The organism is Burkholderia sp. BCC0405, assembly GCF_902833075.1.
Classification (GTDB): Bacteria; Pseudomonadota; Gammaproteobacteria; order Burkholderiales; family Burkholderiaceae; genus Burkholderia.
Genome location: NZ_CADFEO010000005.1, coordinates 252315 through 278859 on the forward strand (window position 1 = coordinate 252315; position 26545 = coordinate 278859).

The 26545-nt window shown below is 64.6% G+C and carries 26 protein-coding genes; 10 read left to right on the forward strand and 16 right to left on the reverse strand.

Translation table 11 applies throughout. The features are described 5' to 3' along the window. Nucleotides 1–36 precede the first annotated feature (36 nt). Both HWX36_RS10520 and HWX36_RS10525 read left to right on the forward strand, forming a co-directional pair. Nucleotides 37–876: a peptidylprolyl isomerase gene (locus HWX36_RS10520; protein WP_175952031.1), complete on the forward strand. Its 840-nt coding sequence runs from the start codon at nt 37–39 to the stop codon at nt 874–876. 74 nt (nt 877–950) lie between these two features. Then, the gene (locus tag HWX36_RS10525) at nt 951–1298 is read left to right on the forward strand and encodes a hypothetical protein (protein WP_175952032.1); all 348 of its coding nucleotides are present in this window, start codon (nt 951–953) and stop codon (nt 1296–1298) included. A 175-nt stretch (nt 1299–1473) separates the two neighbouring features. Here the strand turns inward: HWX36_RS10525 and HWX36_RS10530 are convergent, their stop codons facing one another. The 3 genes from HWX36_RS10530 to HWX36_RS10540 all read right to left on the reverse strand — a co-directional run bounded on the left by HWX36_RS10530 (nt 1474) and on the right by HWX36_RS10540 (nt 3952). Further along, nucleotides 1474–2151: a hypothetical protein gene (locus HWX36_RS10530; protein ID WP_175952033.1), complete on the reverse strand. Its 678-nt coding sequence runs from the start codon at nt 2149–2151 to the stop codon at nt 1474–1476. 55 nt (nt 2152–2206) lie between these two features. Then, a complete protein-coding gene (locus tag HWX36_RS10535; protein WP_175952034.1) occupies nt 2207–3064 on the reverse strand; it encodes a PhzF family phenazine biosynthesis protein in 858 nt (285 codons plus the stop codon). Nucleotides 3065–3133: 69 nt separating this feature from the next. Continuing rightward, the gene (locus HWX36_RS10540) at nt 3134–3952 is read right to left on the reverse strand and encodes a TrmB family transcriptional regulator (protein WP_175952035.1); all 819 of its coding nucleotides are present in this window, start codon (nt 3950–3952) and stop codon (nt 3134–3136) included. 133 nt (nt 3953–4085) lie between these two features. Between HWX36_RS10540 and HWX36_RS10545 the strand changes: the two genes are divergently transcribed. The 3 genes from HWX36_RS10545 (at nt 4086) to HWX36_RS10555 (ending at nt 6609) form a co-directional block, all read left to right on the forward strand. Further along, a complete protein-coding gene (locus tag HWX36_RS10545; RefSeq protein ID WP_175034245.1) occupies nt 4086–4451 on the forward strand; it encodes a RidA family protein in 366 nt (121 codons plus the stop codon). Further along, nucleotides 4448–5653 carry an MFS transporter gene (locus HWX36_RS10550; protein WP_175952036.1) on the forward strand — a complete coding sequence of 402 codons (1206 nt, stop codon included), beginning with the start codon at nt 4448–4450 and terminating at the stop codon, nt 5651–5653. The genes HWX36_RS10545 and HWX36_RS10550 overlap by 4 nt, the downstream gene beginning before the upstream one ends. 287 nt (nt 5654–5940) lie before the next feature. After that, nucleotides 5941–6609 (forward strand): CoA pyrophosphatase, encoded by a 669-nt coding sequence (locus HWX36_RS10555; protein ID WP_175952037.1) that lies wholly within the window; start codon nt 5941–5943, stop codon nt 6607–6609. 43 nt (nt 6610–6652) lie between these two features. Here the strand turns inward: HWX36_RS10555 and HWX36_RS10560 are convergent, their stop codons facing one another. Further along, nucleotides 6653–7624, reverse strand: coding sequence for an AraC family transcriptional regulator (locus tag HWX36_RS10560; RefSeq protein WP_175952038.1), 972 nt, complete (start codon nt 7622–7624; stop codon nt 6653–6655). 94 nt (nt 7625–7718) lie between these two features. Here HWX36_RS10560 and HWX36_RS10565 point away from each other — a divergent pair, with 94 nt between their 5' ends. The 3 genes from HWX36_RS10565 to HWX36_RS10575 all read left to right on the forward strand — a co-directional run bounded on the left by HWX36_RS10565 (nt 7719) and on the right by HWX36_RS10575 (nt 11261). After that, entirely contained in the window at nt 7719–8549 is an 831-nt protein-coding gene (locus HWX36_RS10565; protein ID WP_175952039.1) for an oxidoreductase, read from the forward strand. A 159-nt stretch (nt 8550–8708) separates the two neighbouring features. After that, a complete protein-coding gene (locus HWX36_RS10570) occupies nt 8709–9545 on the forward strand; it encodes an alpha/beta hydrolase (protein WP_175952040.1) in 837 nt (278 codons plus the stop codon). A gap of 615 nt (nt 9546–10160) precedes the next feature. Next, nucleotides 10161–11261, forward strand: a complete 1101-nt coding sequence (locus HWX36_RS10575; protein WP_244136369.1) for an iron-containing redox enzyme family protein — start codon at nt 10161–10163, stop codon at nt 11259–11261. Between the two features lie 17 nt (nt 11262–11278). On the opposite strand, the gene HWX36_RS10580 is transcribed toward HWX36_RS10575, so the two are convergent. The 12 genes from HWX36_RS10580 to alr all read right to left on the reverse strand — a co-directional run bounded on the left by HWX36_RS10580 (nt 11279) and on the right by alr (nt 23208). After that, the gene (locus tag HWX36_RS10580) at nt 11279–11884 is read right to left on the reverse strand and encodes a TetR/AcrR family transcriptional regulator (RefSeq protein ID WP_175952041.1); all 606 of its coding nucleotides are present in this window, start codon (nt 11882–11884) and stop codon (nt 11279–11281) included. Nucleotides 11885–12027: 143 nt separating this feature from the next. Next, entirely contained in the window at nt 12028–12645 is a 618-nt protein-coding gene (locus HWX36_RS10585) for a DJ-1/PfpI family protein (RefSeq protein ID WP_175952042.1), read from the reverse strand. Between the two features lie 38 nt (nt 12646–12683). Beyond that, nucleotides 12684–13127 carry a cyanase gene (gene cynS, locus HWX36_RS10590; protein WP_175952043.1) on the reverse strand — a complete coding sequence of 148 codons (444 nt, stop codon included), beginning with the start codon at nt 13125–13127 and terminating at the stop codon, nt 12684–12686. Between the two features lie 30 nt (nt 13128–13157). Then, entirely contained in the window at nt 13158–13940 is a 783-nt protein-coding gene (locus tag HWX36_RS10595) for a class I SAM-dependent methyltransferase (RefSeq protein WP_175952044.1), read from the reverse strand. 35 nt (nt 13941–13975) lie between these two features. Next, entirely contained in the window at nt 13976–15007 is a 1032-nt protein-coding gene (locus HWX36_RS10600) for an aminotransferase class I/II-fold pyridoxal phosphate-dependent enzyme (RefSeq protein ID WP_175952045.1), read from the reverse strand. After that, entirely contained in the window at nt 15004–15894 is an 891-nt protein-coding gene (locus HWX36_RS10605) for an EamA family transporter (protein WP_175952046.1), read from the reverse strand. The genes HWX36_RS10600 and HWX36_RS10605 overlap by 4 nt, the downstream gene beginning before the upstream one ends. A gap of 79 nt (nt 15895–15973) precedes the next feature. Continuing rightward, nucleotides 15974–17164, reverse strand: coding sequence for an MFS transporter (locus HWX36_RS10610; RefSeq protein WP_175952047.1), 1191 nt, complete (start codon nt 17162–17164; stop codon nt 15974–15976). A gap of 100 nt (nt 17165–17264) precedes the next feature. Then, entirely contained in the window at nt 17265–18062 is a 798-nt protein-coding gene (locus HWX36_RS10615; RefSeq protein WP_175952048.1) for a YqcI/YcgG family protein, read from the reverse strand. 157 nt (nt 18063–18219) lie between these two features. After that, nucleotides 18220–19335 (reverse strand): hypothetical protein, encoded by a 1116-nt coding sequence (locus HWX36_RS10620; RefSeq protein ID WP_175952049.1) that lies wholly within the window; start codon nt 19333–19335, stop codon nt 18220–18222. A gap of 109 nt (nt 19336–19444) precedes the next feature. Further along, nucleotides 19445–20374, reverse strand: a complete 930-nt coding sequence (locus tag HWX36_RS10625; protein ID WP_175952050.1) for a DMT family transporter — start codon at nt 20372–20374, stop codon at nt 19445–19447. Nucleotides 20375–20422: 48 nt separating this feature from the next. After that, nucleotides 20423–22252: a carbamoyltransferase N-terminal domain-containing protein gene (locus tag HWX36_RS10630; RefSeq protein ID WP_244136370.1), complete on the reverse strand. Its 1830-nt coding sequence runs from the start codon at nt 22250–22252 to the stop codon at nt 20423–20425. Further along, nucleotides 22141–23208, reverse strand: coding sequence for an alanine racemase (gene alr, locus HWX36_RS10635; protein WP_175952051.1), 1068 nt, complete (start codon nt 23206–23208; stop codon nt 22141–22143). Before alr ends, HWX36_RS10630 begins: the two co-directional genes overlap by 112 nt. 1143 nt (nt 23209–24351) lie before the next feature. On the opposite strand from alr, the gene cysK reads away from it, so the two are divergent. Continuing rightward, nucleotides 24352–25314 carry a cysteine synthase A gene (gene cysK / locus HWX36_RS10640; protein WP_175952052.1) on the forward strand — a complete coding sequence of 321 codons (963 nt, stop codon included), beginning with the start codon at nt 24352–24354 and terminating at the stop codon, nt 25312–25314. A 51-nt stretch (nt 25315–25365) separates the two neighbouring features. Next, the gene (locus tag HWX36_RS10645) at nt 25366–26523 is read left to right on the forward strand and encodes a homoserine O-acetyltransferase (protein ID WP_175952053.1); all 1158 of its coding nucleotides are present in this window, start codon (nt 25366–25368) and stop codon (nt 26521–26523) included. Nucleotides 26524–26545: the final 22 nt, after the last annotated feature.

Sequence of the window (26545 nt, forward strand, 5' to 3'; positions counted from 1 at the left end):
TCATCGCCGCTTATTTATTCAGTGGGAAGACGATTCATGCAACAGACTTTCAATCGAATCCTGATCGCGACGGCGATCGCATGGCAACTGACGGTACCAGCGAAGGCGCAAACCGCAGCCGCGCCAGCGACTACTACGGTCGCAACCGTCAACGGGACACCGATTACGAATGCCGAAGTCGATGCCGTGTTGCAGGCGTCGAAGCAGCCGAACAGCCCTCAGATCCGGCAGGCGATCAAGAATCAGCTGATCGCGCGCGTGCTGATCCAGCAGGCGGCCGAGAAGGCGAATTACGCGAGCAAGCCCGAGGTGCGGGCCGCGATGCAGGCGGCGAAGGCCAATGCGGAGACGCAGCTGTTCCTGCGCGACAACGTGAAGCCGGCGCCCGTGACCGATGCGGACGTCAAGGCACGCTACGACGAGATTGTCGCGTCGCTCGGCAAGGACGAATACAAACCGCGCCTGATCGTTGTCAAGGATGTCGCGACGGCCGCAACCGTGCTGAGCGAACTGAAAGCTGGCAAACCGTTCGACAGCCTCGCGCGACAGTACAGCATCGCCCCGAGCCGCGATGCCGGCGGAGCGCTGCCGTGGGTGAGTTTCAAGACGCCGGCGGCGGAGGGCAAGACGTCCGGATTGCCGGTTGCGATCGCCCAGGTGCTCGAGAAGCTGCCGGTCGGCGCTGTGACGCCCGACTCCGTTCCGGTCGACGGCGCGCGGGCGATTGTGAAACTCGACGCGAAGCGGCCGACGCAGGTGCCGGCGTTCAACGCCGTCAAGACGACGATTCAGCAGCAGTTGCAGGCGCTGGCGCTTGAGAAGGCCAGCGCGGACTTCGTCGGCGGCTTGCTGAAGAATGCGACCATTCAGCAATAGAGCACGCGCATGATCAAGGAGACGGGCATGGAGGCCCGGATTCCGGACGCGCAGCGCGTATTGCACCGGAACCGATGTCGCCCATCGAGCAGGCGTTCCTCGCCAAGGTGGGTCGTAGCGGCGTGTCGGATACGGCCTTCAAATTCGCGCTGATGGTCGTGCCGATGCTCGGCTTCGTGTCTTGGCAGACGCTGTTTCTGGGAGACGTCGCAAAGCGTGTCGGTCTATCGCGACAAGAGGTGGCTATCGCTGCAAGCGAGCTGGTGGCCATCGGCGCATTCGAACGGCGCCACTCAAGGTTTGCCGCGCGCAAGTTACAGTCGCCGCTTCTACGGGCGACATGGATTCTCGAGGGACGGACAGCGACTCTCCAAGAAGCGCCGTTTATAGGCGGGCGTCTCTACTTGATCGCATACCCTTGATCTTGATGCAGATCATTCTTGGAGGCAGAACGCCAGGCCTTGTCACGCTTATCTTGGTCCACGCCGGTAGCCGTATCGAAATCAAGAGGATCCCGAACGGTTCAATGACTTGGAGGTCAGTTCGCCCGATCCGGCGGCGGCAAGGCGGGCGGGGTCACGCGGGCGCGCCCGGCGCTCACGCGTACGCGTCGATCAGCGTATCGAGATTGCGCAGCGCACGCGCCGTGAGCGGCGCGAATTCCGCCGATTGAAACAGCGGGACCTGCGCGCGCAGATGTTCGAGCGCCTGCCTGCGGCCCGCGCGGAACGCCGCGGATGGTGCATCGGGATCCTGCGCCCACTCGCGTGCAATCGCGCGGTCGTATTCGCGCAGCCGGTCGGGCGCGGCCGCGAGGATCGCCAGATCGGCGTCGAGAAAAATCCGCCCGGCGCGCTGCAGGTCCGGGTCGGACGCGAACGTATCGGGCAGCCGGTGCGACTTCGTCGCGAGCACGAGATCGTGCGCAACGCGCACGTGCGATGCATGCGCATGCAACCACGATTCGCCGCAGTGTGCGTTCGTGACCTGCACGAGCCATTGTGCGCTGCGTGCTTCGTTGTCCGCATAATCGGGCAGCGTCGTCGCGTACACGAAGTCGTGCGCCCATACCGCGAGCTCGATCGCGGGCCACAGCGGTTCCGCGCGATACGGCGCGAGATGCGCGAACAGCTCGGCCAGGTGCGCGAGCGTGTGGTAGTAGCGTTGCGGCTCGCCATACGCGCGCTCGACGAGCGGCCAGACGGCGGTCGTGCCGAAGCAGGCGTCGCAGGCGTCGCTCAGTGTGCGTGCAAGGTCGGGGGCGAGGTCGTTCATGGGCGGCAATCGGCTCGGGCTGGCGATGCGCGCAGCATAGCAAACGCGGCCGCCGCTACACGTTGACGACGCCGCGCCCGAGTTCGATCACGCGCCCGCCGACGCCGATTTCACCGGCTGCGCTGACCGACAACCGCAGCAGGCAAGGCCGGCCGACAGCTTCACCCTGCGCGACCTGAAACGCGGCAGGCAGGTCGCGCTTCATCGCAAGCAGCCACCCGCCCAGATTCGCGCACGCAGACCCCGTGCCCGGATCTTCCGAGACGCTGCCCTGCTTCACGAAGAAGTAGCGCGACACCACCGTCCCCGGGCGCTCGGCATCGAACGCGAACACATAGGCGGTCTTGCGGCCGAGGCTGCTGGTCGGCCAGAGGCCGAGACATGCGCTGTCGGGCTGCGCGCGGCGTACGGCGGCGGGATCCTTGAGCGCGACCCGCAACTGGTCGGCGCCGGTGTCGACCCAGATCGGCGGTGCGAGCAGATCGTCTTCCGTCAATCCCAGCACGGCCGCCATCCGGGCGTCGGGCAACTCGCACGGCGCCGTCTTCGGCATGCCTGCGTGCGGCGCGGTGAACGTCCACACGTCGTCGCGCGCGTTGACGTCGACCACGCCGGCCTTGAATTCGAGCGCAAGATCGTTGCCCGTACCCAGCAGGTCGCGCACGACATGCGCGGTGCCGAGCGTCGGATGGCCCGCAAAGGCCATCTCATGGCCCGGCGTGAAGATGCGAACCCGCGCATGCGCACGCTCCGACGGCAGCACGAAGGTCGTTTCGGACAGGTTGAACTGCACCGCGAGTGCCCGCATGGTCGCGTCGTCCATCCCGCGCGCATCTTCGAATACGCAAAGCGGGTTGCCGCCGAACGTGGATTCGGCGAAGACATTCAGCAGGCGGAAGGCATAGGCGGTCATGGGAGGATTACCGTACCTGGGGAGGAGCGCGCGGCTCGATGCACCGGCAGCCGCGCAGCGTCGCATGGGTCAGCTCGGCTTGTCGAGCGGCGCGAGCATCGCCTGCATGTCGGGATGCTTCAGGATCTTCCTGTACTCCGCCGGACTCATTGCGTCGATCAATACGCGCCCGCTCACGTCCGCCTTGATGTACTCGACCGCGAGCAGCGCGATGACCGGATTGGTCGTCAAGGTGGCGTGATCGGGTGACTGATCGCCGAATTCCGCCACGACTGCCTCGGTGTTGTCCGCTACCGCGACGGCGAGCCGGCGGCCGGACAGCCTGAGCCGCGCGCTGGCGCCGCATTTGGCCATGTCGTAGTGGCGCGGCCCGTTGAGCGTGCGATTGCCGTAGATCGCCACGTGCGTGTCGACGCCCCGCGCCGCGGCAGCCTCGAGCAGCGGCCCGAGATCGTCGATCTCTTCGTCCCAGACACCCGCGAAGATCTGCGTTTTCGCATTGACGATGACGCGCGCGAATGCGCTGGCGATCGCTTCCCGCCCGCTCAACGACCAGACGAGCCCCGGCTCCTGTTGAACCGGCAGCCGATCGAGCGCGCCCGCGGCCAGTTCGAGATCCGCATTGAAGCGCGCGCGCAAGTCCTCGAGCAACGACCGGTGGGGCACGGCCGCATAGCGGACGGGTTCCGACCGGTTCACGAGCACCGCACCGCGCGTTTCCAGGCGACCCAGGGTTTCGTAGATCTTCGATGGCGGCATGCCGGCGCGCCGGCCGACTTCCGCGCCCGTCAGCGCGGCCTGCCCGACGAGGGCCGCGTAGGCCTGCGCCTCGTACTGGGTGAATCCGAGCCGGATCAACGACGTGATCAGCTCCGTGTTCTCGCTCATGTGTCTCGGCTCCTGCGCCCACGACGACCTGCGTGGGATTCCTTGATTAACTACTGGAGTAGTATACAATCGCTCGAAAGTACTACCCAAGTAGTAAGCGATGTTCGTCAACCTGACTGGAGGGATCTTCAAGATGCGTAAACGGATCAGCACCGGCTCCCCGTGGGAGCCCAAGGTCGGCTACTCGCGCGCCGTGGTCGTCGACAACACCATCTACATTTCGGGGACGGCCGGCAAAGGCGCGGACGTGTACGCGCAGACACGCGATGCGCTGGCGACGATCGACCGTGTGCTGGCGGACAGCGGGTTCTCGTTGTCGGACGTTGTCCAGAGCCGCCTGGTGGTAGCGGACTTCGACAACTGGGAAGCCGCGGCGCGTGCACATGGAGAAATCTACGGCGATATCCGGCCGGCGTTTTCGCTCGTGCATGCGCTTCCGTTCGTCGATCCGGAGATCCTGGTGGAAGTCGAGGCGATCGCGGTCAGGGCCGCTGCGTGACCGTCGCCGGCAACCGCGCGCCGCTGTCGCGCACCGTGACGGCGGTGCTGGCACTGGCGGCCGGCGTGGCGATCGCGAACGGCTATGCGTTGCAGCCGTCGCTGTCGGCCATCGCGAGCGAGTTCGGCGTGGCTGCGTCGCGCATGGCGGCGCTCTCGTCCGTGACGATGCTCGGTTACCTGGTCGGTCTTGCATGGCTGGTGCCGCTGGTCGACCGGTTCAGTCCGCGCGTGCTTGTCTCGACGCAGATGGGCGTGCTCGCGTGGTTGCTGGCGTGCGCGTCGTGGTCGCCCGGGCCGCTCGCGCTCGACGCCGGCTTCTTGCTGGTGGGCGCGGCGACGACGGTGGCGGCGCAATGCAGCGCCGTCGCCGGCAAACATGCGGATCCGCAGCGGCGTGGCGTGGCGATGGGGGCCGTGTCGGCGGGCATTTCCGCCGGGATCCTGCTGAGCCGTTTCGTGGGCGGCGTGCTGTCGCAATGGTGCGGATGGCGCGGCGCATTGCTCGCGCTGGCCGGGTGCGTTGCGCTGGCCGCCATCGGCTGTGCCGCGCTGTTGCCCGGCGGCCGGCCGGAAGGGCTGCCCGGCCGGGCGAACGCGCTCGGTGCCGTTGCGCGGCTGCTGCGCGATAGCGCGCAATTGAGGCGCCGGACCGGCGCCGGCATGCTCTGGTTCTTCGCGTTCAACCTGGTCTGGGTGGGGCTCGCGCTTCGCCTGGCCGAGCCGCCGTATCGCCTCGGCGCCGCGGCGATCGGTGCGTACAGTCTCGCGGGCGTGCTGGGTCTCGGCGTGACGCGCGTGGCCGGAAAACTCGCCGATCGATTCGGCGATCGCGCGGTTATCCGCGGCGGGCTCTTCGTGGCGGCCGTGTCGAGCTTGCTGCTTGCCGTTGCGCTCGGTCATCCCGGATGGCTGGGCGTGGGGCTGGCGATGTTCGATGCCGGTTGCTTTGCCGCGCAGGTCGCGAACCAGACGCGCGTGGTCGCGATTCAGCCGGCCCGGGCCGGCGCATTGAGCGCAGCGTACCTGACGCTTTACTACGCGGCCGGTGCCGGCGGCGCGGCGGCGGCGGGGTTGCTCAACGCGCGGGTCGGGTGGGGCGCGATGATGGTCGTGACGGCTGCGACAATCGCGGCGGCCGGGTTGATCGGCACCGCGTCGACCCGCATCGACGCGCGGGGCGAGCCGACCTCCGCCGCTTGAGGGCGAACCCGACCTGCGTGCGCGCACGATCGAATTGGCAATTCATTTTTCGTGCATGATCGGCATGAACCGTTGATCGACGGCGATCCGGTTCCGGCATTCGACCCTCCGCAACGCTGGCGGATAGTTTCGTGCTGGAACAGGGATTCACGCTCCCGCGCGGGTCATGCGCGATCGCCTGCGAACACGGGCTCATCGAATTGGCCACCACGACGCCGTGCCCATGCAACACGTGTCGGGCTCCGTGTCGTTCGGCGCGTGCCGGTTGCCGCACGCAGGAGGAAGACATGGAACCCGACGGAAGCGCCTCGAACGCCAGCGGCGGGCGGGTCGGCGCGCATGCGGAAACCGGCTCGCCGCAGGCGCTGCTGGACGCGATCGTCCGCGGCGTGGAACGCTGCGGCATCCCGGCCGGCACCGATTGGCCGACAGCGAAGCAACTCCTCGCGGACAACGACAGGCAGTGGAAATTCTCGGCGGTGCTGGTCGCGATCGTCGCGCGGCGCGAGCCGACGATCCTGCTGACCAAGCGCGCGTCGGATCTCAGCGAATACTCGTCGCATGTGAGTTTCCCGGGCGGACGCCCGGCCGAGTCCGACCGCGATATCGGCGCGACGGCATTGCGCGAGGCGTTCGAGGAAATCCACCTCGCGCCGGGCGCGGTTCGCGTGGCCGGCAGCTTGCCGATCCACAAAACCAGAAAGCGCAATCACGCGATCTTCCCGGTGATCGGCATCGTGCCGGACACGGCGACATGGGAGGCGGCGCCCGCGGAAGTCGCGGAGATCTTCGAGTTTCCGTTCTCCGCGCTGCTGAATCCGGATCTGCCGCGGCAATACACGGACGGCGAACGCAAGGGTGCGTGGTACTGGGCGGAGCAGGCGCAGGACATCTGGGGCGTGACGGCCTTCATCCTGAATTCGCTCGCCGGGCTGGTGCGCGCCGCCGCACGCTGACGGCATGCGTGACGGCATGCGGACGGCGAAGTGTCGACGCACCTCAATGCGACGACACGAACGCCGCATCCTCGAATGCCGCCGGAATGGCGAAGCTTGCGCGCATGCGCTGCGCTTCCTTCGCCGGCGTCAGGCCGAACAGGCGCTTGAATTCGCGGCTGAACTGCGACGGGCTCCCGTAACCGACCGCGTAGCCGGCTGCTTCCGCCGTCAGATCCTCGCGCACCATCAGCAAGCGCGCCTGATGCAGCCGTGTCGATTTCAGGTACTGCATCGGCGAGACCTGCGTGATCGCCTTGAAGTGGCTGTGAAAGCTCGGCACGCTCATGCCTGCTTCGTTGGCCAGTTGCGGCACGTCGAGCGGTTGCGCGTAATCGGCGTGGATCACGCGCAGCGACCGGCCGATCCGGCCGAACTGCCCGCGCATCGCCAGCGCGCTGCGCATCGCGCTGCCCTGCGCGCCGGTGAGCACGCGGAAATACAGCTCGCGCAGCAATGCCGGGCCGAGCACCGCGGCGTCGAGCGGCCGGTGCATCGCCTCGACGAAACGCAGCACCGACGCGTGCATCGTTGCATCCATCGGCGTCGACATCATGCTCCTGGGCGCCTGCACCGGCTCCGCCGTGCCTGCGCGGTCGATCTGCGCCGCGAGTTCGGCGGCCATCGTGAAATCGAGGTGCAGGTACAGCGCGAGCAGCGGGCGCTCGGGCGTGGCGTCGGTTTCCATGCTGAACGGCACCGGCACGGACACCGCCAGGTAGTGGTGTTCGTCGTACAGGTAGCATTCGCCGCCGAAGTAGCCGCGCTTGCGGCCCTGGCACACGATCACGATGCCCGGGTCGTACAGCACCGGCGTGCGCGACAGCGCGCGGTTCGAGCGCAGGATGCGCACGCCCGGCAGCGCCGTCAGGTTGTAGCCTTCGTCGGGCGCCAGCGCGCGCAGCAGCGCCACCAGGCGCTTCCGGTCGCGCGGCGGCAGCGACGGGGCTCGGGCGGAAGCGGGATCGGCGCTCATAGTTTTGTGCAAGAAAATCAGCGGAATCGGGCTTATTCGACGTGGTTCGCCAGACTAGTATGCACGCTCCAATCGACATTCGGGAGACGCTCACATGGCATCCGGCAATCTCATCCTCATCACCGGCGTCAGCAGCGGCCTTGGCCGCGCGCTCGCGCAGGAGGCGCTCGCGGCGGGTCACACGGTGGTCGGCACCGTGCGAGGCGCGCAGGCGGCGCGGGATTTCGACGCGCTGTCCGCGCGGGCATTCGCGCGGGTGCTCGACGTGACCGACTTCGATCGCATCGACGGCGTCGTGGCGGAAATCGAGGCGAACGTCGGGCCCGTCGACGTGCTGGTGAACAACGCCGGCTACGGGCACGAAGGGATCATGGAAGAAGCGCCGCTCGCGGAGCTGCGCCGACAGTTCGACGTGAACGTGTTCGGCGCGGTCGCGATGATGAAGGCGGTCGTGCCGTACATGCGCGAGCGGCGGCGCGGCCGCATCCTGAACATCACGTCGATGGGCGGCCACATCACGATGCCGGGCATCGCTTACTACTGCGGCAGCAAGTTCGCGCTGGAAGGCATTTCCGAAACCGTCGGCAAGGAGCTCGCGCCGTTCGGCATCGCCGTGACGGCCGTGGCGCCGGGTTCGTTCCGCACCGACTGGGCCGGCCGCTCGATGCTGCGCACGCCGCGCTCGATCGCGGATTACGACGCGATCTTCGACCCGATTCGCCAGGCGCGCGAGGAGAAGAGCGGCAAGCAGCCGGGCGATCCCGCGAAAGCGGCGCGGGCGATGCTCGCGGCGATCGCGGCGGAGCATCCGCCCGCGCATTTACTGCTCGGCAGCGATGCGCTGCGGCTCGTGCGCGGCAAGCTGGCGGCGCTGGACGAAGAAATCCGGGCGTGGGAGGCCGTCACGGTGTCGACGGACGGTTGACGCGCGGCGCCGCACGATCGTTCGCCCGTCGCGGGTTCGTCCACGTCGGCGAAATCGTCGACGCTCGTTTGCATCGAGGCATCATCGTTTAACCAACCTGTCCGATAATGGCTGCCGGCCACTGCGCCGAGTTCATCCACCTTACAGGAGTCCATCGCGATGCCAACCGTCACAACGAAGGATCACGTCGAGATTTTCTACAAGGACTGGGGCCCGAAGGACGCGCAGCCCATCGTCTTCCATCATGGCTGGCCGTTGTCCGCGGACGACTGGGACGCGCAGATGCTGTTCTTCGTTCAGAAGGGCTATCGCGTCGTGGCGCACGATCGTCGTGGCCACGGCCGGTCGGCACAGGTGTCGGACGGCCATGACATGGATCACTACGCGGCAGACGCATTCGCGGTGGTCGAAGCGCTCGACCTGCGCAATGCGGTGCACATCGGTCACTCGACCGGCGGCGGCGAAGTGGCGCGCTATGTCGCGAAGCACGGCGAGCCGGCCGGCCGCGTCGCGAAGGCGGTGCTGGTCAGCGCGGTGCCGCCGCTGATGCTGAAAACCGAATCGAACCCCGAAGGCTTGCCGCTCGAGGTGTTCGACGGTTTCCGGAAAGCGCTCGCCGACAATCGCGCGCAGTTTTTCCTCGATGTGCCGAGCGGCCCGTTCTACGGGTTCAACCGCGAAGGCGCAACCGTGCATCAGGGCGTGATCCGCAACTGGTGGCGGCAGGGGATGGAAGGCAGCGCCAAGGCGCATTACGACGGCGTCAAGGCGTTTTCGGAAACGGACCAGACCGAAGACCTGAAGTCGATCACCGTCCCGACGCTCGTGCTGCATGGCGAAGACGACCAGATCGTGCCGATCGCGGATGCCGCGCTGAAGTCGATCAAGCTGCTGAAGAACGGCACGCTGAAGACGTACCCGGGCTACTCGCACGGGATGCTGACGGTCAACGCGGACGTCCTCAACGCCGACCTGCTGGCTTTCGTGCAGGCGTAATGTCGTCGGTGGGTGCCGGCGCCCGCCCGCTTCGGCGGGCCGCGTCGTGATCGATCGCTGGTGATCCGGTCGTACCGTCGGAGCGGCGGCCGGATCGCCGGCCGCCCGTTTCAGCCCGAACCGTTGAAGCAGCCACCCGGATGCGTGAGGCACGGCGTCCGGCTCTCGATTCCCCACTCCCGACGATCGCGTGCAGTTCGCGCACCCGCGCGGCGTTGCCCGAGCCATCCGGCCGGGCGACGTGATGCGCGTTGCCGATGCCGGCAGCAGTCGTCCGACTGCGGCATGGGGCGACCGTCTCCCGTATCTTTTGCCACGTAGATACCAATTAGTATACTTTTTCGACTGACGGAAAATAGGGCCCAACCTGGGCGATCCGGTACGCATGGACAAGTGGTCGAGCGGTATCCCGGGAATATTTTGGAAATACTTGGTTTTTAATTTCATATTCTGTATTCTCGTCCTCGGATTCGAATGGCGGGCTTTCGAGGAATTGGCGTTCCACTCCCATGGTAGTCAAGATTCACGGCGGTTTCGCGTCAGATAAACCGGCGCCTATGATTCGTCTCCCTCACTTCGAATCAAACTACATATCAGACAAGAAATAAGAAGGGAATGACCATGATAGAGGAGCAATACCAGAGGGAAGTTTTTGTCGATATTCCGGCATTGCCGATGCCGCTGCTGACTTCGCTGTCGCTTTCGATAGACGATGCGGTATCTGTGCTGATTGACGACGAAATGCTCGAAGAGCAGGTCGAAATGCACCCGGAGTGGGAGGAGAGCTTTCTGAAGCGGGTCCGCGAAGCGCTTGACCGTGCTTTCGTGGAACGCGATGCCGACGACATGAAGGCGGTACATCGAGCCCTGTTCCTGCTTTATGAGCTGCATGTCGTCGACGGCACGTCGTCGCGTGCGGTCAATCAGTTCAATCCGTCGTTGACACGCGTGCGCCGGTGCATCGAGCGGGCATGGATCGACCATGAAAAGCGCCACCTGGGTAACCGGATCGTCGGTGAACTCGACGGCAACGCATTGAAGCAAGCGCTGAAGGATCTCTGGGCGTCTCATCCGGTTGCATCGCATCCGCTGTTCGATTATCTGGAGAAGGACGCATCGCTCGATCAGATCGTCGCGTTCTTCAAGAGCGACAGCGCGCTGAACATTCGCTTCTTCGACTTGCTGCTTTATTCGATGATCGGGTCGCGGGAAGGCGTGCGGCGTGAACTCGCGCAGAACTTCTGGGACGAATCGGGGCGTGGGGAAGGGGCCCGCAGTCACGTGAGCCTGTTCCGGAACCTGCTGAACGTCGTCGGGGCAGGCAACGGGCGAGACAATCATGTGGGCGAGCTCGGATGGCAGGGGCTCGCGGGTTACAACCTCTTCATGCTGGCATGCGTGAACCGGCAGCACTATTTCAAGCTGCTAGGCATCATGGCAATGACGGAACTGCTCGATCCGTCGCAGTACGAGAAGCTGGCGCGAGGATGCCGGCGCGTCGGACTTGGGCGTGATGCCGAACTGGACTATTACGACGAACACGTCACGATCGACGTGATTCATGGCGAGGGGTGGTTGTCGAACGTGATCGTCCCGATCATCGAAGAGACACCCACGGTGGCCGGAGATATCCTGCTGGGTGCGTCTTTGAGAATGGCGACCTGCCACGACTACTATGACGCGCTGCTGGCGCGACTCGTCGGCATGCGCGAATAAGGATGGGCGCCTGGCGATCAGGCCTTCTTTCGCGTGCCTGCGCTCGGGGCCGCGGACGCCTGCGACGCGGTCGACAGCAAGCGCTCCGTTGCTTGCCAGGCATCGTCGGCCGCGTGTTCCTGGTCGCCGACCACGGCTGACAGTGTCGCGCCGTCGAGCAACATCACGATTTGCCGTGCCGTCGGTTCGATCATGGCCGGCGGCACGAGATCGAGGAGGAGGCTCTGGATGAACAGGCGCAGCTGGATCTTTTGCGTTGTCGAGATCCGGATGATTTCGCCCGATTCGGAATGAAATTCGGAAAGCGCGCTGGTGAACATGCAACCGCTGAAGTCGCGTGCCTTGAACCAGCGATCGTGCCACGCAAACACTTCCTTGAGCCGCTCGATCGGCGTGCTCCGGGTGGCGACCGAGCTTGAAATCGAGGTCAGCGCGCTGTGCGCTCGCTGAGTCAGGACCTCTGAAATCAGATCGTTCTTGGTCGGAAAATTCCGGAACAAGGTCATTTTCGCCACACCGGCTTCTTCGATGATCCGGTCGGTTCCAACTGCGTGGTAGCCGTGTTGCGTAAACAATCGTGTCGCCGTATCGACGATCGCCTGACGTTTGGAATTCGTGGCCATGCGATGCATTCCTCAACCTAGTCGTCCGCGGATTATAGCCGGGCGGGGCCGAGCGTTGGGACATTGATCCGGAACGGATGCCGACGCAACCATTCTGAAAGGAACGGCGCCCGGCCGGCGCGTGCGGTCGAGACAACGTCGGCTTACCCGGCCACTGCCGTCCCTTGCAGGAACGGTTCGACATGGCCGATGGCCCGCGCGATGTATTCGTCGATTTCGCCGACAGGGACGACGTAGCGAAGCGCGCGCGCTGCTGCGTCGACACCTTCGAGGCGGGCGATGATCCACGTGGCGAGATAGTGCGACGCCAGGCAGCCGCCGGCGGTCGCGACGTTTCCGCGTGCGAAGAACGGCTGGTTCAGCGTGTTGACGCCGGCATCCTGCACCCACGGGCTCGTGATCAGGTCGGTACAGGCCGGCACGCCGGACAGATGACCCAGCTTCGCCAGGATGAGCGTGCCGGAGCACTGCGCGGCCAGCAATTGGCGCGACGGATCGAAGCGCAGTTCGTCCATCAAGGCCGGATCGGCGACGATGTCGCGCGTTTGCACACCGCTTCCGACGATGACCGCGTCTGCGGTGCGGGCCTCTTCAAGGGAGGACTGGATGTCGACGACCACGCCGTTCATCGATCGGGCCCGCGCGGCGGGGCCGGCAAGCGATACGTGCCAGTCGGGACGCGGGACGCGGCTGAGGATGGAAAGCGCTATGAATGAATCGAGTTCGTTGAACCCGTCGAAGGTGAGAATCGCGATTCGCATGATGTGTCTCCCGGATCGAATTCGAGAAATGGCGCTCGTCAGTATGGCGTGTACGGGAGGAATTTGCCGCTCATCACGATCTGGACGCGGTCGCCGCCGGGGTGCTTTTCGCGCTGCAGATCCATCCTGAAGTCGATGGCGCTCATGATGCCGTCTCCGAATTCCTCGTGGATCAGCGCCTTGAACGTCGTACCGTACACGTTGACGAGCTCGTGGAAGCGATAGATCAGCGGATCGCTCGGGATGGCCGCTTCCAGCGAGCCCCGGCAGGGCGTGACCGTCAACCACTTCGCTTCCTCCTCGGTCAGGCCGAAGAGGTCCGCGACGATCGCGGCCTGTCGGGCATTCAGGGTCATCTGTCCCAGGCATGCAGCCGTGGCGCATTCCTTGCTGAGACCGATCCTCGTCGCGACATCCGACCATTTGATACCCGACGATACTTTCGCGGCGACGATCTTTTCGGTAATTTCGAGACGATTCATGGCAATTCCGGCAGGGTGGTTGGCTCGACTTCAGTGCGCGGCTTGCTTGCGCGCGTACACGGAGACGTGTTTGCGGCTGGACGCGGAAAATGGCGTGCCCGACCAGTCCTCGAAGCGCTGCGCGAGGCAGAGTCCTGCTTCGCCGGCGAGTGCGTCGATTTCCTCCGGATCCAGGTAGTGCATCACGCATGGCAGGAAACGGATGCCGTTTTCCGGGCTGAGCAGCACTTCCTGGATCGTCCAGATCTTTTGTTCCGCGTTGTTGACGGACGTGAAGAGCGAAATCTGCGCATCGTCGACGGAGCGCACGGAAACGCCGGATTTCGCCGGGAAATAGCCGGGGTTGGGGCCGTCCGGCAAATAGGCGTCCGGAATCGGCACGAAGGTTTCGATCACGAACTCCCCGTCATCCGTGAGCGCATTGGCCACGCTTTTGAAGCAGTTCAGTTGCGCGGTTCGCGAGGGCAGCAGGAACACGAAATTGAACACGGCGAAGACGAGGCCGAAACGCTCGGCTCCGCACGTGAAATCAGCTGCGTCGGCCTTCATCGTGGCGATCGGTAGCCCGTCGCTGCGTTGCTCGAGCGCGTCGAGCATCTTCTGTGACGAGTCGATTCCCAGCACCGGAACGCCGGCCTCGCTCAGCGGAATGGCGATGCGGCCGGTACCGGCGCCCAGTTCGAGCGCGCGCCGCGACCGGGCCTTGCTTCGCAGGAATTCGATCTGACCGGGGTAAGGGGGGAAACCGGCGTAGACGCGGTCGTACTCGGTCGAGAAGCGGTCGCCATAGGTATCGATCTCGTAGGTGCTCATGGTTGGTTCCGGTGATGATGATGGAGTGTTCGACATCAAAGCGCCTGCAACGCGGTGGCGAGACGGTCGATTTCCGCGCCGGAGTGATTCGCGCGAATGGCCAGTCGCAGCAGGCGATTGGCGCCGTTGTAGTTTTCGATATACGGCACGAAGATTTCGTGATCCAGCAGATGGCGATGCACGGCTTGTGCGTCCTTGCCCCGGAAGGTCTTGAGCGCGAGAATCGGCCGCAACGGCTGGTCGCTGGCAGCGAGATCCGGCACACGATCGCGCAGGTGCTGGATGTTGGCGCTCAGCGCGCGCCACAGGTCGCCGTTTCCGCACAATGCGAGCGCCTGGGCGATGCCGTAGCAAATGGCCGGCGGCAGCGGTGTGGCGCACCGGAAGGCAGAGGAGTGGCCGACGATCCGGTCGATGATTGACGCGGCGCCCGCGACGAATCCGCCGTGCAATCCGACGACCTTGCTGAGGCTGCTCGTGATGATGACGTTCGGGGCGGCGCTGCGGTCCGCGCCGTCGCCCGGGAGTCCGAAACCGTGCGATTGGTCCAGCAACAGGTATCCACGGCGAACGAGCCCGCGCAATTCGTGGATGGGTGCCCGGTCGCCCGTTATCGGGTCCACGGCATCGACGTAGATGCAGTAGGCGGCTTGTCCGCGTTCGTATTCCGGCAGGGCCGCGCACATCGACGCGTAGTCGTCGAAGGTCGTGAGCGGGGCGGTGCCGGTGCCGTCGAGAAAGCTCGGGTGGGCGTTGCCGACGCACAGGAACCGGTCGCAGATGCCCGAAAGCGCCTGGACCGCCGCGACATTGGCCAGATATCCGCTCGGTAGCAGCAACGCCCGAGCGGTTCGCGTGTATCTCGCGAGCGATGCCTCGACTTCCAGATGCACCGCCGATGTTCCGGACGTCAGTCGCGCTGCGCCGGCACTGATGCCATAGGTCTCGATCGCGTCAATGACGGCTCGCTTGACGCGGTTGTGTTGCGACAGGCCCAGGTAATCGCAGCCGCCGAAATACGTGTTGCCGTTGCGCAGGTGCTCGTGGTCGCGGCAGGCGATGGTCATGTGTTCCTCTCCAGTGTCGGGACGGGCCTTGGTTGATGGTTCACCAAATAGACGGAAAGCAGCACGAGTAACGAGCCGGCGACCATTCGCCCGGATACCCGTTCCCCGAAGAACATGAAGCCCCAGCATGCGGAAAATGCCGGTGCGAGGAACGTGATCGTCAGCGCGCGGGTTGCGCCGATGGCCAGCACGAGGCGGAAATAGAGCAGATAGGCGATCGCACTGTTCACGAGGGCGAGCATCACGAGGTTGACGATCACGGCAGCGGGAATCGGCGCGACCGGCAGGCTGGCGGCCGCGAACGGCACCATCAGCAGCCCCGCGAGAAACTGCGTGCCGCCGGAGATGGCGGTGGCGGAAAGGCCGGAGGCACGGCGGCGCACGTAGATGCCGGCGAGCGCGTAGCTGAGCGCGCCTGCGATACACGCCAGGGATCCTTTCAGGAAATCCGTGCCGGCCTGATTGCGGAGCCCGGTTTCACAGATGATGGCGACGCCCGCCAGCCCGAACAACAGCCCGACGCTGCCGGGCCACGCGAACTTTTCCTGCAGGATCAATGCGGATATCACCGCGCCGAACATCGGCGCGGTGGCATTCAGTATCGCTAAATAGGCGACGGGCAGGTAGCGCGCGGCGTAGGAGTAGAGAAAGAACGGCAGTGCGAAGTTGAGGCAGCCGATGACGAGATACGGGACGAAGTTCGCGCGCCAGTCGATCCGGATGCCGCTGGCCATCGAGTAGGCGATGACGCATCCGCCGCCCAGCAATGCGCGGATGTCGGCGGTGAAGATCGGGGACAGCGTCTGTGACACCGATCGCGTAAACAGAAAGGACAGGCTCGAGATCGCCGACAGGACGACGAGCGGAAGCCAGTAGGTGTTCCTCATTTTCAAAACGATATCCAGGGTTGAACGCTCGGGGGCGCGACGATTGCCGCCGCGCCACCCCGTATGGCCGGGTACTCGCCTACCGGTTTGCCTTGCGCATCGCGATGCATGCCAGCGTGGCCAGCGCGGCACCGACGATGACGGCCGCGGACAGGATCAATGCACGCGACGGGCCGATGTGGTCGCCGAGGAAGCCGAGCACGACCACGGGGACGCTGAAGCCGAAATAGGCAAACAGAAAGAACCCGGCGCTGGCGCGCGCTTTGTCTTCAGGCGGGGCGAGGCTCAGTGTCGCGGACAGGCCGCCGAGGTAAGTCAGCCCGTAGCATGCGACGCCTGCGATCGCCGATCCCGCCAGCGTCACCGCCGCATTGGCGTGAATCACTCCCGCGACCGTCATCACGTAGCCGAGCGGCGCCAGGATGAGCCCGATCGAGACGGCCGCCCGCGGTGACAGGCGCCTGCCGATCCAGACGCCGATCAGGCCGGGGCAGATGATCAGGAAATCGACCATGCCGGACCAGCGTTCAAGGCCGATCTTCGCGAGCTGCAGCGGAACGACGGCGATGATCGCGCCGCTGGCGGCCCACGCGGTCGCAATGGCGATGCCGTAGACGAAGCCGCCGGCGGGAAACGTCGGCAACCGGAGCCAGCGCGCCGATGCACGCGCCGGACCGGTTTCGCGCATCAGGACGAGCAGGACGATGCCGGCGAACGCGACTGGCAGGTAGACGAGATAGGTGGTCGGCACATCCGTCACCGTTTGGGGCGGCCAGATCGACGTCAGCAACGGGCCGAGGCCGAACCCGAGAGACGTGCTGGCCGTGACCACCGACGCGCCGAAAGTCGCGGGGGCATCCGTCGGCAGTTGCTCGGTCACGAAGGCCGTCCCGGCGCCGGACATCAGGCCGACGGCCATCCCGAGCAGGAACCGGGAGACCGCGACGGCGCCCAATGTCGGTTCGACGATGAGCACGACGGTGGCGCACATGGCCAGTGCCAGCGCGGCACACAGCGGCGGCTTGCGGCCGATCCTGTCCGACAGTCCGCCCAGCAGGATGAGCATCGGAACGAGGCCGCCGACGTAGCAGGCGAAGGCCGCTGCGGCGAAACCGGCGCCATAGCTGCCGGCAGAGGCGTAGAGGCCGTAGAGCGGCGCCTGCAGGTTGACCGCTCCCGAGATGAGGAACAGGCAGAACGCTGTGCCGACGATACCGATCGGGATGCGCTTCGGCGTGCTGGACGCGCCTTTGACAGTGGTTTGCGACATGAACAAGAATTCCTGCGAACGTGTTGGGGTGCACCGGCCGCGCCCTGACGGCCATTGCGCCGTCATCGGCGCGGCTTCGTCCGGTACCGGCTGGTGCGGGTCAAGCCTTGTTGAAGACGAACGGACATTTGTCCGTTCGCTCGACGTTGTCCTCCGCGATCTCGTACTGCCACCACTCGATGCCGCCCGCACCATACGAAGCGAGTTGAGGAGAATGCGGCGTGCCGTCGTAGCGGAGGATGCGATTGCGGATATTGGCGCGGACGCGGCGGCCAGGGGGCGTGTCGCCGGCGACGATGTCGAAGCGCTCGCGCGGGTTGATGACGAAGATAAAGTGATCGCCCAGATTGCGACTGCGGCGCACGCGATGTGCCGGGTGACTCATGTTGCAGAAGATCGGCATCCCGTTGAAGCACATGGACCACGACGAGGCGTCCGGATTCTTGCCGACGCCTTCCGGCCAGGGCGCCGGATCGATCTCGTGAAGTTTCTGGAGCACGTTCCAGCCGAACGCGTGATAGTCTTCCAGCGATCCCGAATCGATGAGGTTCAGTGAAAACGCCACGATGAGCGGGTACGCCGTGGCCAGGTTGCCGTCCCACGAACCGGAGATGTCCACGTACTCCGTCAGGCCCGCCGCGAGGCGGCCGAAACCGGCTTCGTCGAGCGTGTCGACGAAGATGAATCGCAGCAATCCTTTCTGGAACGCGTTCCTGGAGAACACGCACGGAAAGTCACCGGACTCGCTCAGCCGGGCCCGGATGTCGGCGAGCACGGATCGATGCCAGTCCTTTCCGGTTTCGGCGACCTGGTCCTGTGTGACGAACGGTCCGGGAAGCGGGCATCCGCTGGATGTCGCCGGGGTGGATTCTTCCGTAGCGAGAGACGAATGGCTCATTCAGTCTTTCCTTTCACGATGATTGGTTGATGGTTCTTGTGTCGTGACGATCGGGTGAATCAAACGCGGTGCTGCAATACGGGAGACAATCGGGCAGGGCGCGCACGGCAGCCGCGCGTCGGGCGGCCCAGCCCGACTGCGCCCTGCGACATGTCGATCAGCCGGCCTGCGGCAGGCTATATACGTCGCTGTTGCTGGCCGCGCGGCGGTCGGCATGCCGTGCGAACGACCCTTCGATCAGGACGGAATCCGGATCGCGAGACGCGATCATCGTCAGGAATCCTCTACTTCCGGTGGTGATCGCGGATCCGGTCTCGTCGCGGAACAGGCAGATGTCGGCCTTCATGCCGGGCCGCAACGTGCCTGTGTCGTATACCTTCAGTGCGGCGGCGGCGGACACGGTGATTGCGTCGACGATCCGGTTCAGGACCGGGGCGGGACTGTCGTCGAGGCCGGACGGCAACAGCAGTTTCGGCGAGAGACGGACCTCGTCCGCGCCGGAAGACGTACCGCTTAGCCCCGACAAGGCCAGCTTGCCGTGCTGCAGCTGCGGGCCGTACTCGCGCCAGATCGCATTGAAGCTGGCGTTCGGCGTCATGGCGACCGCGACCGAACACATGGCGGCCGCGAGCGCCGCACGGTCGCTGCGTGCGAGGCGGGACAACGCGAACAACGTCACCGACTCCCGGAGCAACTGCAGGTAGGCGAGGAGGTTGATTTCCGAGCGGCAGAATCGCTCGCGGAACGCACCCGCGCCTTCCGGTGTCGACGCGATCCGGATGCCGAAGCGCGTCCCGGCTACGTGCGACAGCGACACGAATTCGAGCAGCGACGACGCGGACAGCAGGTCCTGGCAGGCAACGACGGGGAAAACCGGTCGCGAGACGGCCGTCGGGAGTGCCGGCTTGCAGATGGCGATTCCGAGCACATCGGACTGTGCTGTTTCGCCGGTGTCGGACCATCGGTGCGTTGCCCGCGGCGAGCGACTCGGGATGCCGGTAGTCGTGATGCATCGTGCGAGGCTGACGGATCGCGCGCCACCCGCGTCCCGGCCGCCGCAGTCGACGTCGATCACGCCGGGCGTGCATACCAGCATCGATCCGTTGAACCCGATTCGCTGCCGGGACGTGCCGGGTGGAACGATGCCGGTGATCCAGCGGCCGGCGATCTCCAGATCGCGGCGTTCGAACGAATGGGTCAGGCTGTTGAAGCAGACGGTCTCTCTGATCACCCACGGCTGAGTGCGTGGCGGATTCCATGCGGTGGTCGTCATTGAAGGATCCTGAATGGAGGCTTGTCGTTGTTGGCGAGCTGGCCCGGCCCACGGCCCGGTCGGGCCGGGCCGGCAGTTGCGGCGTTCCGCGCGGCAGTCGTTCCCGGGGTCAATGCGCGCCCGACGCCTTGTGCCGGGCCCGGATGGCCAGCGTGGCGCACAGGCAGACGGCGACGGCGGAAAGCAGCGTCTTGTCATTGACGCTTTCGTGAAGCAGGAGGAACGACCACGCGATCGTGCAGATCGGCTGCAACAGCAGGATCTGTCCGACCCGTGCGACGCCTCCCCTGGCGAGGCCTGCATTCCATGGGATGAAGCCGAGAAACGAACTGAATGCGCCGATATACAGAAGCCCGGCGCACGCCTTCAAGTCGGGATGCAGGCCACGGGTCGCGGCCAGCCAGGCAACGAGTACCGCAACAGGTGGCGCGCCGAGCACCAGCGCCCATGCCTGCACACGCATCGGGCCGAACTGGCGGGCGAGCAGCGCACCTTCCGCGTATCCGAGGCTGCCGAGCGCCACCGCGATGCACGCATACAGATCCCCCAGGCCGATGCCGCCGCTTCGCTGGCTATCGAAACTGAATAGCGCCGTGACGGCGGCGCCGGCCGCGGAAAACAGCCAGAATCGCGGCGACATGCGCTCGCGTGCGCGGAGCGCGCCTGCCAGCGCCGTTGCGAACGGCATGGTTCCGAAGATCACCGCGGCATGTGCCGCGGACGAATAGTGCACGGCCAACGCCGAAAAGACCGGAAAGCCGAAAATGTTGCCGGCGACGACGATCGGCAACCGTGTCATCGCTGATCTCGGCGGCAGCCCGCCGCGCGACAACAGGAGTGCGACGAGCGCGAACGGGAGCGCGACGAGCGACCGCCCGAGCCCCACGATCAGCGCATCGACCGAGGTGACTGCCAGTTTCGTCGCCGGCAGGGTCAGGCTGAAACACAGCATGCCTGCGATGCCGAGCCAGATGCCGCTTCCGGCCGATGCTCCGGCCGATGCGACAGCGGGTTGAGCGACGGGAAGAGTCTTGGACACGATAGCCTCGGCCGATGCGATGGATGGGGAGTGGGGGGGCCCGCGCGATTACCGGGCCGTCTTGCGATAAAGCGAGCCGTCACTCCAGATCAGGTCGATGCGCCCCCATTGCATCGCGGAGGCGACATCCGGGAAGAAGCCGCGACCGTTGTAGTTCGCACTCGTATTGCAGAGAACCGGAACGCCGCTGAGCGAGAAATACTCGCGGAGGATCTCTTCGAGGACGGGGTCGTCGTCCGTGCTGACGGTTTGCAGACGAGCGGTGCCGTCGAGGTGCAGGACGGCCGGAATTTTTTCGACCCAGTTCTCGCGGACGTAGTGGTCGAACAGCATGTGCGGATCTGGCGTGCCCGGATCGAAGATGTGCGGCGCTTCCTCGGTGAGACAAAGCGGTGCGACGGGGCGGAAGTGCTCGCGATCCTTGACTTCATTCAGGAGCGTCTTCATGGCCGGGTCGGTTGCCGCAGCGATGATGCTGCGGCCGCCGAGCGCGCGCGGGCCGAGCTCGGCGCGGCCGTTGAGCATCACGACTGGCTTGCCTTCGGTATGCAGGATGGCCGCGAGCGCCTTCGGCGTGCACGGCGTCACTTGCCAACCGTCCGGAATCGACGTGGTCGGCACGAGCGCGGGTCCGAGGCGAGGGTGCCAGTTCAGTTCGGTGATCTTGCGCATCTGCATGAGGTGCGTCGCTGCCGTGCCGAGTGCGGATCCCGAGTCGTTCGGAAACGGCGGAACCCATACCTCGTTGAACAGGGGATGGGCGCGCAACGCGCTGTTCCACTTGATATTCAGCGCGCAGCCGCCGGCAAAGCACAGATTCCATTTGCCGTTGCCCTTCCATTCCACGATCCTGCCCGTCACCTGGCTGACGAGCAGCTCCTCGAGGAATTCATGGACGGAGGCAAGCACGTCCTCGTCCCGAACCTTCAGGCCGTCGAGTGCCTTCGCGACATCCAGGAAGAACTTGTGGACATGCTTCATCGAAGGTTCGACCGACGTGCCCCATCCGCCGACCGTTCGCAGATACTGCCGGACCTCTTCGGAATTCGCGGAGAAATTGACCGTATACAGTTCGGCGAGCAGGCGCACGACGGCAGGGTCGGCCTTGCCGAGCGCGATATAGGCCATCAGCTTCCCGGCAACCGAGAGGTCGCTCGCGGTGCCGGCCTGCTCCGACTTCTTGTACGGGCCGAAGTGGTGTGCGGCGGTTGCGTAGAAGTGGCCGATCAGCGGAAATACCGGTCCCCCTGCCTCGATCAGGTTGCTGGCCGGATCGAAGTGATAGAGACGGGGAAACATGCCGCCGTCCCAGACGACACCGAAAGCCGGCTCGGCGCGCTTGGCGAACGCGCTGGTCATGTACGTGCCGATCAGGTGCCCCGCGACATGCAGATAGCTGGTGAACGCCTTGCGTTTGCCCGCGATCGTGAATTCGCCCGAATACGCCTGCCGGAACAGCGAGCCGTCGCCTTCGTGATAAGGGGCGAGCGTGAGCGTCTGCTCGACGCTGCCGTCTGAGACGGTCGCGGTTCCGCTCTCCATGCCGTCCCATCCATCGATCACCCATTCGTCGATATCGTCGACCTGGTAGCCGAAATCGCCGAGGATCCTGACGACGGAATCCAAGCTCTTGATGGAGCTGTATCGAGGGCTGTTGTCCAGCTTTTCGATCTCGACGCTGAAGACGAGTCGATCATCGTCGAGGAGCGCCACCGCGCCATCGTGCGTAAGCTTAAGACCGCAAATCAGCATATCTAGTCTCTGGGTTAGTGTTTCAGTACGTTCCGGGGAACGCGTGACGTGATACCGCTCAACAAATCGTTTGCTATCGTCGACGCACAGGCAGCAACGCGTTCGACGGGCAGTTCCTTGCCCCACAGAACGACGGGGCTACCCACGCCGGCGTGGGGAATGTCGGTGATGTCCACGAGCAGCATGTCCATGCATACGCGGCCGATCAGCGCGGCGCGCCTGCCGTCGACGACGACAGGCGTGCCCGGCCGGGCTTGCCTCGGATAGCCGTCTGCATAACCGCATGCGATCACGCCGACTCGCATCTGCGACGTGCAGATCGTTTCGTTTCCGTACCCGATGCGTTGCCCCGGGAGGCACTCCCGAACGGCGATCAGCTCGCTGGTCAGGTTCATCACCGGCTTCAGGCCGATTTCCGGCGCGCTGGTGGTGGCGAACGGGCTGACGCCGTAGAGCATGATTCCCGGGCGGATGTATTCGCGGAACAGGCTCATGCCTCTCAGGATTCCTGCCGAATTCGATATCGAAACGTGCTTCCCGGCGATCGCCAGCTTCCGGAAGCGATCGTATTGCTCGGCCGTGAACGGGTCGGTGGGCGTGTCGGCGTTGGACAGGTGGCTCATGACACCGGTCACCTCGACGCCAGCGGCCTCCAGCCGTGCGATCGTGTGCTCGGCTTCGTCCCCCGAGAACCCCAGGCGGTTCATGCCGGTGTCGAGCTTGATCCACACCCGGGTCGTTCTCGCCGGGCTGCCCAGCATCCATTCGACCTGCTCGTGGGAGTGCAGGACGGGAGAGAACTGCTGGCCGGCGATGACGTCGACCTCGGCCCTCGAGAAAGGGCCTTCGAGCAGGACGATCGGTTTCCCGGTCGCCTCGCGCAGCGAAACCGCTTCGTCGATCGACGAAACCGCAAACGCATCGATGCCGTCGAACGCATCGATGACATCCTTGATGCCATGACCGTACGCATTCGCCTTGACGACGGCCATGATGCTGCCCTGGTCGACTTTCTGTTTCGCGAGATGAATATTCGAGCGCAATGCGTGCCAATCGATATTGGCGACAAGTGGTCGAGTCATGCGGATGCTCTCGTGGTGGCGAGATGGGATTGAAGGCCGGCGCCAGTGCAGGCAACGCACCGCCGGCGCCGGATCAGGTCTGACTGGACGACCGGCGGTGCGTCGTCGGCAGGTGGCCTACGACGCGAAGAGCCGGCAACGCGTCGTGTTTCCTTCGGCAGCTGCGGGCAGGCGCCGCGGCGACAGAACCGGTCGACCCGCCGTCAGGGACCGGAACATGACTGTCGAAGCCAGGATCGCCAGGATCGGTTCGATGCACTGCGTGTACGACAGGAACGAGATTTCGATACTCATTTCACATTGCTCGCATTGATTTGCACATCTATCTGACGGCGACCGGCAGGGGTGTTGCATGGAGACGCGGACGTGGATGGCATCCGGAACATGGGGCAACCCATGTTCTTCGCCACCGTTCCCCATTGACCAGGCACCCGCTCCCGGTAGGAAGCGGGCAAGACATCCGGATGCCTCAACGGGTTCGTTCGCAGGCCATCATTAAAAAGATACTGGTAAGTATCATTTCGATGGATCATGGATCACGCGATCGAGCTTGTCAATTCTAATTTTGAGATAAATGCGATCAATACTTTCGCATCGGTGTCACGTCGCCATGCTCGAGAAGTCGTCAGATTGTTGACTTAAATTTGTGCAATTGTGGCTAATTAATCAAAAAATGCGTTCAATGCGACGATGAATGCGGCGTGGGTGCGTGGATGGAAGGTCTGAGGCCGGAGAACGAGGTGCCGATCGAGGTAAAACGGACATTGCAGGCCGAATGAGGGAATACCCTACTAATCTTAAAGATACTGATTGGTATCATCGTGTCTCGACTTGGCGCGCGGATACGGTGGAGGCGACGCCTCCTGAATACCGGATTTGCGATCCGGCAATGCAGATGCCGTAGCGGGCACGGAAATGCTGCGACGTATCCAGGCGGCGCGCTGTTGATGCAATGGATCTGGCGCAGATCCGGTCTTGTTTTTTTGTCGCGGAGCGTGGCGGGCGTGCCTGTTGCAGGCGCGATAGCGCGTTGCCGTTTCAGTGTTTCGTGATCAGCCGGATTTGCACGGTGCCGGCTGCGCGATACGCCAAGCAGAATCCGAAGTTTCAGCGTCTCCAACAGGGCCATTGAAGAAACCGCTTATGCCACTTTACGACAATATCCTCGACACGATTGGCCGTACCCCCATCGTCAAGCTGCATCGGCTTCCACCGAAACACGTCAAGCTTTACGTCAAAGTCGAATCGTTCAATCCGGGCGGTTCCGTCAAGGATCGTCTTGCGCTCGCCGTGGTGCTCGATGCGGAAGCCAAGGGGCTGCTCAAGCCGGGCGACACCATCGTCGAATGCACGTCCGGCAATGTCGGGATCGCGCTGGCGATGGTCGCCGCCGCGCGCGGCTACAAGTTCGTTGCGGTGATGGCGGACTCGTACTCGGTCGAGCGGCGCAAGCTGATGCGGGCGTACGGTGGCAAGGTGATTCTGTTTCCCGCGGCCGAGGGGTCCAGCGGCGGAAACCGGATCGCCGATGCGCTTGCGGAGAAGCACGGCTGGTTCAGGGCGAGGCAGTTCGATAATCCGGCCAATCCCGCCTATCACCGCGAAACCACCGCATCGGAGATTCTCGGCGATTTCGCCGGGAAGAAGCTGGATTACTTCGTGACGGGGTTCGGTACCACGGGAACGCTCACCGGGGTGGGCCAGATGCTCAAGCGCGCGCGTCCCGAAGTGCGTGTCATTGCTGCGGAGCCCGCCAATGCGGCCGTATTGTCCGGCGGGGCGTGGAACCTTCATCAGATCTCGGGATGGGCCCCGAACTTCGTACCCAGCGTGCTCGACCGCAGCGTGATCGATGAACTGGTTCTTGCCGACGAGGTGGAAGGGCGCGATACCGCGCGCCGCCTGGCGGCCGAAGAAGGCATCTTCGTGGGGCTCTCCGCCGGTGCCACGGTGGCCACGGCGCTTCGGGTCGCGCAAAGCGCTCCGGAGGGCGCGGTACTGCTCGCGATGCTGCCGGATACCGGCGAACGATACCTGTCGACCTTCCTGCTCGAAGGCGTGAACGAAGGCTCGGATGACGAATGGTTGGCGTCGCTGGATCGCTGATCGCCGCAGTCACGATAACCGGGGAACACCCCCGAACATTGGGCTACACGCATGCGCGAATTCATTTCACCTGCGACCCGCTTCGTCAATCTTCCTGCCCACTTCCGCATGCATCGCGGCGGATCGATCCTGGGCGGGCGGATTGCGTACGAATGTTGGGGCAAGCCGAACAAGGCGAGAAGCAATGTCATCCTTATCCTCACCGGCCTGTCGCCGAGTGCGCACGCGGCAGCGAATGCGTACGACCGGTCGGCGGGCTGGTGGGAGGGGATGCTGGGGCCAGGCAAGGCGATCGATACCGATCGATGGCACGTCATCTGCGTGAACTCGTTGGGCAGTTGCAAGGGCTCGACCGGGCCGGCTTCGGTCGACCCGCGTACGGGCAAGATCTACCGCCTGGAGTTTCCGGATCTGTGCGTGGAGGATATCGCGGACGCCGCTGCCTATACCGTGCGCTCGCTCGGGATTGAGCGTCTGGCCTGCGTGATCGGCAACTCGATGGGCGGCATGAGTGCGCTGTCGCTGCTCGCCCGGCATCCGGATCTGGCACGCAGCCACATCAATATTTCCGGAGCGGCGTGCGCATTGCCGTTCTCGATCTCCGTTCGATCGCTGCAGCGTGAAGCGATCCGGCTCGACCCGTGCTGGAACCAGGGGGGCTACGACGACGCGAACTATCCCGAGAGCGGGATGGCGATCGCGCGCAAGCTCGGGGTCATCAGCTATCGCTCGGCACTCGAGTGGGAATGCAGGTTCGGCCGCGTGCGTCTCGACGAGGGCGACGATACCGACGCGGATCCGTTCGGTGTGGAGTTCGAGGTGGAGCGATACCTTGAGCGGCATGCGCAGCGCTTCGTCCGCGATTATGACCCGAACTGCTACCTGTATCTGAGCCGCAGTATGGACTGGTTCGATCTCGGCGATTCGTGCGGTTACAGCGTCGAGGAAGCGCTATCGCAACTGCAGCTCGACAAGGCGCTGGTGATCGGCGTTCAGACCGACATCCTGTTTCCGTTGCGGCAGCAGCGGCAGATCTTCGAGGGCCTGCGGGACGGCGGGACCGATGCCGTGTTCATGCCGCTCGACTCGCCGCAGGGTCACGATGCATTCCTGGTCGACATCGACCGTTTTGGCGTGGCGGTAGGGGAGTTCCTTGCTTCACTGGAACTGCGGTCGGACCGTCGCGCAAGCGTCAGGGCCATCGCTTGAGCGGTCGAGCGTCGGTTTGCCA

Bases quoted from the DNA above. Each gene is read 5' to 3' on its own strand.
- HWX36_RS10645 (WP_175952053.1), top strand. From the start codon at position 25,366: ATGCGCGAATTCATTTCACCTGCGACCCGCTTCGTCAATCTTCCTGCC.
- HWX36_RS10525 (WP_175952032.1), top strand. From the start codon at position 951: ATGTCGCCCATCGAGCAGGCGTTCCTCGCCAAGGTGGGTCGTAGCGGC.
- HWX36_RS10545 (WP_175034245.1), top strand. From the start codon at position 4,086: ATGCGTAAACGGATCAGCACCGGCTCCCCGTGGGAGCCCAAGGTCGGC.
- HWX36_RS10535 (WP_175952034.1), bottom strand. From the start codon at position 3,064: ATGACCGCCTATGCCTTCCGCCTGCTGAATGTCTTCGCCGAATCCACG.
- cysK (WP_175952052.1), top strand. From the start codon at position 24,352: ATGCCACTTTACGACAATATCCTCGACACGATTGGCCGTACCCCCATC.
- HWX36_RS10620 (WP_175952049.1), bottom strand. From the start codon at position 19,335: ATGACGACCACCGCATGGAATCCGCCACGCACTCAGCCGTGGGTGATC.
- HWX36_RS10595 (WP_175952044.1), bottom strand. From the start codon at position 13,940: ATGAGCACCTACGAGATCGATACCTATGGCGACCGCTTCTCGACCGAG.
- HWX36_RS10520 (WP_175952031.1), top strand. From the start codon at position 37: ATGCAACAGACTTTCAATCGAATCCTGATCGCGACGGCGATCGCATGG.
- alr (WP_175952051.1), bottom strand. From the start codon at position 23,208: ATGACTCGACCACTTGTCGCCAATATCGATTGGCACGCATTGCGCTCG.
- HWX36_RS10565 (WP_175952039.1), top strand. From the start codon at position 7,719: ATGGCATCCGGCAATCTCATCCTCATCACCGGCGTCAGCAGCGGCCTT.
- HWX36_RS10570 (WP_175952040.1), top strand. From the start codon at position 8,709: ATGCCAACCGTCACAACGAAGGATCACGTCGAGATTTTCTACAAGGAC.
- HWX36_RS10560 (WP_175952038.1), bottom strand. From the start codon at position 7,624: ATGAGCGCCGATCCCGCTTCCGCCCGAGCCCCGTCGCTGCCGCCGCGC.
- HWX36_RS10540 (WP_175952035.1), bottom strand. From the start codon at position 3,952: ATGAGCGAGAACACGGAGCTGATCACGTCGTTGATCCGGCTCGGATTC.
- HWX36_RS10600 (WP_175952045.1), bottom strand. From the start codon at position 15,007: ATGACCATCGCCTGCCGCGACCACGAGCACCTGCGCAACGGCAACACG.
- HWX36_RS10585 (WP_175952042.1), bottom strand. From the start codon at position 12,645: ATGCGAATCGCGATTCTCACCTTCGACGGGTTCAACGAACTCGATTCA.
- HWX36_RS10530 (WP_175952033.1), bottom strand. From the start codon at position 2,151: ATGAACGACCTCGCCCCCGACCTTGCACGCACACTGAGCGACGCCTGC.
- HWX36_RS10580 (WP_175952041.1), bottom strand. From the start codon at position 11,884: ATGGCCACGAATTCCAAACGTCAGGCGATCGTCGATACGGCGACACGA.
- cynS (WP_175952043.1), bottom strand. From the start codon at position 13,127: ATGAATCGTCTCGAAATTACCGAAAAGATCGTCGCCGCGAAAGTATCG.
- HWX36_RS10615 (WP_175952048.1), bottom strand. From the start codon at position 18,062: ATGAGCCATTCGTCTCTCGCTACGGAAGAATCCACCCCGGCGACATCC.
- HWX36_RS10555 (WP_175952037.1), top strand. From the start codon at position 5,941: ATGGAACCCGACGGAAGCGCCTCGAACGCCAGCGGCGGGCGGGTCGGC.
- HWX36_RS10605 (WP_175952046.1), bottom strand. From the start codon at position 15,894: ATGAGGAACACCTACTGGCTTCCGCTCGTCGTCCTGTCGGCGATCTCG.
- HWX36_RS10610 (WP_175952047.1), bottom strand. From the start codon at position 17,164: ATGTCGCAAACCACTGTCAAAGGCGCGTCCAGCACGCCGAAGCGCATC.
- HWX36_RS10575 (WP_244136369.1), top strand. From the start codon at position 10,161: ATGACCATGATAGAGGAGCAATACCAGAGGGAAGTTTTTGTCGATATT.